The 4,091-nt window shown below is 42.6% G+C and carries 6 protein-coding genes and 1 tRNA gene; 2 read left to right on the top strand and 5 right to left on the bottom strand.

Features of this window, described 5'->3' with window-relative positions:
- Positions 1-250 precede the first annotated feature (250 nt).
- Positions 251-1,147, bottom strand: coding sequence for a LysR family transcriptional regulator (locus ICN39_RS11020; RefSeq protein ID WP_216234152.1), 897 nt, complete (start codon positions 1,145-1,147; stop codon positions 251-253).
- Between the two features lie 83 nt (positions 1,148-1,230).
- On the opposite strand from ICN39_RS11020, the gene ICN39_RS11015 reads away from it, so the two are divergent.
- Together ICN39_RS11015 and ICN39_RS11010 are read left to right on the top strand one after the other, a co-directional pair.
- Positions 1,231-2,190: a sodium-dependent bicarbonate transport family permease gene (locus tag ICN39_RS11015; protein ID WP_216234151.1), complete on the top strand. Its 960-nt coding sequence runs from the start codon at positions 1,231-1,233 to the stop codon at positions 2,188-2,190.
- A 15-nt stretch (positions 2,191-2,205) separates the two neighbouring features.
- The gene (locus ICN39_RS11010; RefSeq protein WP_216234150.1) at positions 2,206-3,060 is read left to right on the top strand and encodes a DUF6671 family protein; all 855 of its coding nucleotides are present in this window, start codon (positions 2,206-2,208) and stop codon (positions 3,058-3,060) included.
- A gap of 226 nt (positions 3,061-3,286) precedes the next feature.
- Here the strand turns inward: ICN39_RS11010 and ICN39_RS11005 are convergent.
- The 4 genes from ICN39_RS11005 to ICN39_RS11305 all read right to left on the bottom strand — a co-directional run.
- A tRNA-Phe gene (locus ICN39_RS11005) sits at positions 3,287-3,362 on the bottom strand.
- 136 nt (positions 3,363-3,498) lie between these two features.
- Positions 3,499-3,675, bottom strand: a complete 177-nt coding sequence (locus ICN39_RS11000; protein ID WP_216234149.1) for a hypothetical protein — start codon at positions 3,673-3,675, stop codon at positions 3,499-3,501.
- 13 nt (positions 3,676-3,688) lie between these two features.
- Positions 3,689-3,835 (bottom strand): hypothetical protein, encoded by a 147-nt coding sequence (locus tag ICN39_RS10995; RefSeq protein WP_216234148.1) that lies wholly within the window; start codon positions 3,833-3,835, stop codon positions 3,689-3,691.
- A gap of 147 nt (positions 3,836-3,982) precedes the next feature.
- Positions 3,983-4,091, bottom strand: a 109-nt coding sequence (locus ICN39_RS11305; protein WP_370623700.1) for an IS3 family transposase, incomplete at its 5' end; no start/stop codon positions are given.

Below are 4,091 nucleotides of genomic sequence, written 5' to 3'. Positions count from 1 at the left end.
GCCAGCATCAACCCGCTTTAGGGCATCCATGATCTGGCTGTCGGTAAATTTAGAACGCTTCATGTAGAACTCCTCTTATTGAGAAAATTCTACCTCTGAGATCAGTTAACCTGTGGGGGGATTACCGGGGTAGCGTTAAAACAGCGGGGGTAGCGTACAAACTAAAACACCCTAACCATTCGATTAGGGTGTATCAGTGTTATCTATGGTGGCCCGGGGCGGAATCGACCAGGGCCCAGGATGCCTGACTCTATTTCCAGCTTTTAGCCTGTTGAGATAGATGCTTCTTAAAGATTGTGGCTATTGGAGATAACTTTTTGCCTTTAGGACTCACAAGGTGCCAGCTTGATTCAATAGGAAATTCTTTACATTTCAATATAGCAACCTCTTCTTGGTCTGTCTTATCACCCAGAGAATACTTGGATAAAACTGCGATACCAAGACCACCTATAACTGCCTGCTTAATTGCTTCGTTACTTCCAAGCTCTAACCTAACATTAGGGCTGTACTTCAGTCTTTTGAAGTGAGCATCCGTTGCCATTCTTGTGCCAGAGCCCTTTTCTCTAAAAATAAACTTTTCACTCTTAAGCGCACTGATATCAATATTCTTTTTTTTGGCAAAAGCGTGATCTTTTGGGGCAACTAATAACAAAGGGTTTGGCATAAACACTTCATCTTCTATATCGAGATGAAGTGGTGGCTGAGACATGATGTAAAGATCATCCAAGTTTTCTTCCAATCTTTTCACTACACCATCACGATTGAGCACCTCTAGAGAAATATCGATTTGAGGATACTTCGCACAAAAAGTTCCCAATATTCTGGGAATGAAATATTTAGCGGTACTTACCACTGCTACTTTTAACTTTCCTCGTGTTAACCCTTTGACGCCATTAACTTGCTGTTCGAAAGAATCCCACTCCCCAGAAATCGCACGAGCCGTCTTAGCCAACTCATGACCCATTTGCGTTAAATGTACTTTCCTGGCTACCACTTCGTAGAGAGGCACTCCAACAGCATCCGTAATTTCTTTTAAGCCCATAGAGGCCGTTGGTTGGGTGACATGAACCATCCGCGCCGCCGTACTGACGCTTCCAGTCTCAGCCAGCGCTAGAAATAGTCTTAACTGCCTAAAAGTAATATTCATCAGGATTTATCTATATATAAACGTATTAATATCGATTTTACTTTACATATAAATTTCCCTAAGATCGCCTCAAAGGACAATTTATGAATATCTTGTTAGATCCCACCATCCTCTTTTTCATCTTCGGCATCTTTGCGGGCCTCGTGAGATCCAATTTAGAAATTCCACAGCCCATTTCTCGATTTCTTTCGCTATATCTTCTGATGGCTCTGGGATTAAAAGGTGGATTTGCTTTAAACAAATCAGGCTTTACTCCTGAGATTGCTATTAGTCTTGGTCTGGCGATCACTTTAGCAATAGCCATTCCGCTATTGGGCTACAACTGTCTTAAATACAAACTAGATAAACTGGATGCCGCCGCGATTGCCGCTACTTACGGATCTATTAGTGCGGTTACTTTTATTACTACTACACAGGTCTTAGATCAAAGCGGTATTAGTTATGGCGGACACATGGCCGCGGCAATGGCCCTCATGGAGTCGCCAGCCATCATCATCGCCATCATTCTTGCCAACAGAATTCGTCAACAACGCTCAGGCAATACCAGTAGCCACACTTCATTGGGCAAGATACTTCACGAATCATTTACTGATGGTGGGCAACTACTCTTATTGGGAGCCTTAGTAGTAGGGCTCATTTCAGGTGATTCGGGCCATAAAGTCATGGCGCCCTTTTCGATTGATTTATTTAAGGGTTTATTAGCATTCTTCTTGCTCGATATGGGATTGCTTGCCGCCAAGAGTTTAGGGGAGCTCAAAGGCAAGCCTTCGGTGACTTTAGCTTATGCCTTCATCGCGCCACCTACCCATGCCATGATTGCCTTATGTCTATGCCATATATTTCATATCTCTTTGGGAGATACAATCCTTTTGATGATTTTGGCGGCAAGCGCTTCTTATATTGCGGTTCCAGCAGTATTACGCCATGCCATGCCCGAGGTAAGTCCAGCCTTGTATATGGGCATGTCCCTTGGCATCACCTTCCCTTTAAATATTATCTTAGGCATTCCAATCTATAGCGCAGTAGCCAAATATTTTGTTTAAAAACATCCAAATAAAATGCTAATTCATCCAAAACCCTATTCTGGACTCAAGGCGAGTTTGCTAACCCAACATGGCAAAGAGTCGGTCATTTGCCCACAACTCCTTGACTCTAATGGCTTAGAAGTTGTCCATATCTCTGGGTATGACACAGACAAACTAGGTACCTTTACTAGAGATATTCCAAGATATGGCTCCCAACTAGATGCCGCCAGAAAAAAGGCTAGGGTTGGAATGGAATTATCAGGTTCTATGCTTGGCATTGCCAGCGAAGGTGCTTTTGATAATGATCCCTATACGGGCATGCTTCCTTGGAATTACGAGTTAGTAGTTTTAATAGATGACATACGCAAACATGAAGTTATTGGTTTTTTTGGCGGTCACGCTCAAAGCACCAGCCGGCAAGTATCAAGTTGGGATGAATTAAATGCGCTTCTTTCAGAGGCACAATTTACTACCCATCAATTAGTCGTTCGACCTGATGATGAATATCACCCAGAGTGTCGTAAAGGAATCAAAGATCTTGAGTCTTTGAAAGAAGCCTTCGATTGGGCAACTAACCTTTCAAAAAAGGGTAATGTATTTGTAGAGAATGATTTAAGAGCTCATACCAATCCCACTCGTATGGCCAACATATTGAAGGCTACACAAGATCTCTCAAGAAAGATGAATTCTGTATGCCCAGAGTGTGAGTCGCCTGGCTTCTGGATCACAGAAAGAAAGAAGGGCTTGCCATGCTCTGGCTGTGAAGCGCCAACAAATCTGCCAATAGCTAATGTATGGTCATGCGTAAAGTGTGCGTACAAAAAAGAAGAAATGTTGCTGGATCAAATCAAGGCGGATCCATCAAAGTGCGATTACTGTAATCCCTAAATATATTTGTCGTTTAAAACGACATTGCCAACACAAGGATGAATAATTGACTTGTCCTTTTAAAGGACATTTGATGACCCTGATATCCCAATCTAGAGCCAGAGTGGCTGAATCCTGATTGACGGATTGACTCTATGGAAAGTGACCGACTACGCTAGGCGCTAGGTCTAAGCACCATTGAGTACTTCTAATAAAAATAGCCCAACAAGTGGGCTATTGAGATTCTTGGTGGCCCGGGGCGGAATCGAACCACCGACACAAGGATTTTCAATCCTCTGCTCTACCGACTGAGCTACCAGGCCAATACTTCGAATTATAAATGAAAGTGTAATCAAGCTACACAAATGTGTGCAACTGTACTCAATCGCCTTGTATTTGCTTAATCCTACGGCAGTTAAGGATGTTTAATCCTGTTTAACGGTGTTCTGCTTTTCCTGCTTACGCAGATAATGCATTGCGTAAGTTTTGCTGTGCTTTCGTTACTTTTTGACGCTTTCTTTCGCTGTCTAACGCTTTACTGACATTGTCTTTCTGCGTTTTTAATGCATTCAAGCGTGCTTGTTGCGGTGTAAGCGGACTAGTAGTAGTCCTCTGCTCTATCTCTTTAATACGCATATGGCTGAAGTCCTTATGTTACTTGGCTTGGCTGGTGGGGCACGTTGGCGGCACCGAAGATGGACTTAAACAATGCGTATGCTTGTGCTTGGTTTTGTGCAAACACGATTGTTTCTGTCCATAGTCCGCTTGCTTTAACTGTTGCTCGGTATTTGTGCATATAAGTATTTAGTGGTTTCAAGAAACACAAGGCTGCTTACTACATATTTTTACTTTGTAATAAACCAACCCAAAACAATAATGACAAGTCCAGCTATCCACAGAATTGCATAAACATTTGTTTTCTGTTTGAATCGCTACCAATATCCTAGACACTTCCCAACCTCGCTTGGTACTGCTGTTCAAATCTTACCGGAGAAAGCCCATTGTTGTAACTATGGCGTCTAACCGGGTTGTAAAAAATTTCGATGTAATCA

It is taken from the genome of Polynucleobacter sp. AP-Reno-20A-A9 (assembly GCF_018882085.1).
Classification (GTDB): domain Bacteria; phylum Pseudomonadota; class Gammaproteobacteria; order Burkholderiales; family Burkholderiaceae; genus Polynucleobacter.
This window is presented reverse-complemented; position numbering and strand designations above follow the sequence as displayed.

Bases quoted from the DNA above. Each gene is read 5' to 3' on its own strand.
- ICN39_RS11015 (WP_216234151.1), top strand. From the start codon at position 1,231: ATGAATATCTTGTTAGATCCCACCATCCTCTTTTTCATCTTCGGCATC.
- ICN39_RS11020 (WP_216234152.1), bottom strand. From the start codon at position 1,147: ATGAATATTACTTTTAGGCAGTTAAGACTATTTCTAGCGCTGGCTGAG.
- ICN39_RS10995 (WP_216234148.1), bottom strand. From the start codon at position 3,835: ATGCACAAATACCGAGCAACAGTTAAAGCAAGCGGACTATGGACAGAA.
- ICN39_RS11010 (WP_216234150.1), top strand. From the start codon at position 2,206: ATGCTAATTCATCCAAAACCCTATTCTGGACTCAAGGCGAGTTTGCTA.
- ICN39_RS11000 (WP_216234149.1), bottom strand. From the start codon at position 3,675: ATGCGTATTAAAGAGATAGAGCAGAGGACTACTACTAGTCCGCTTACA.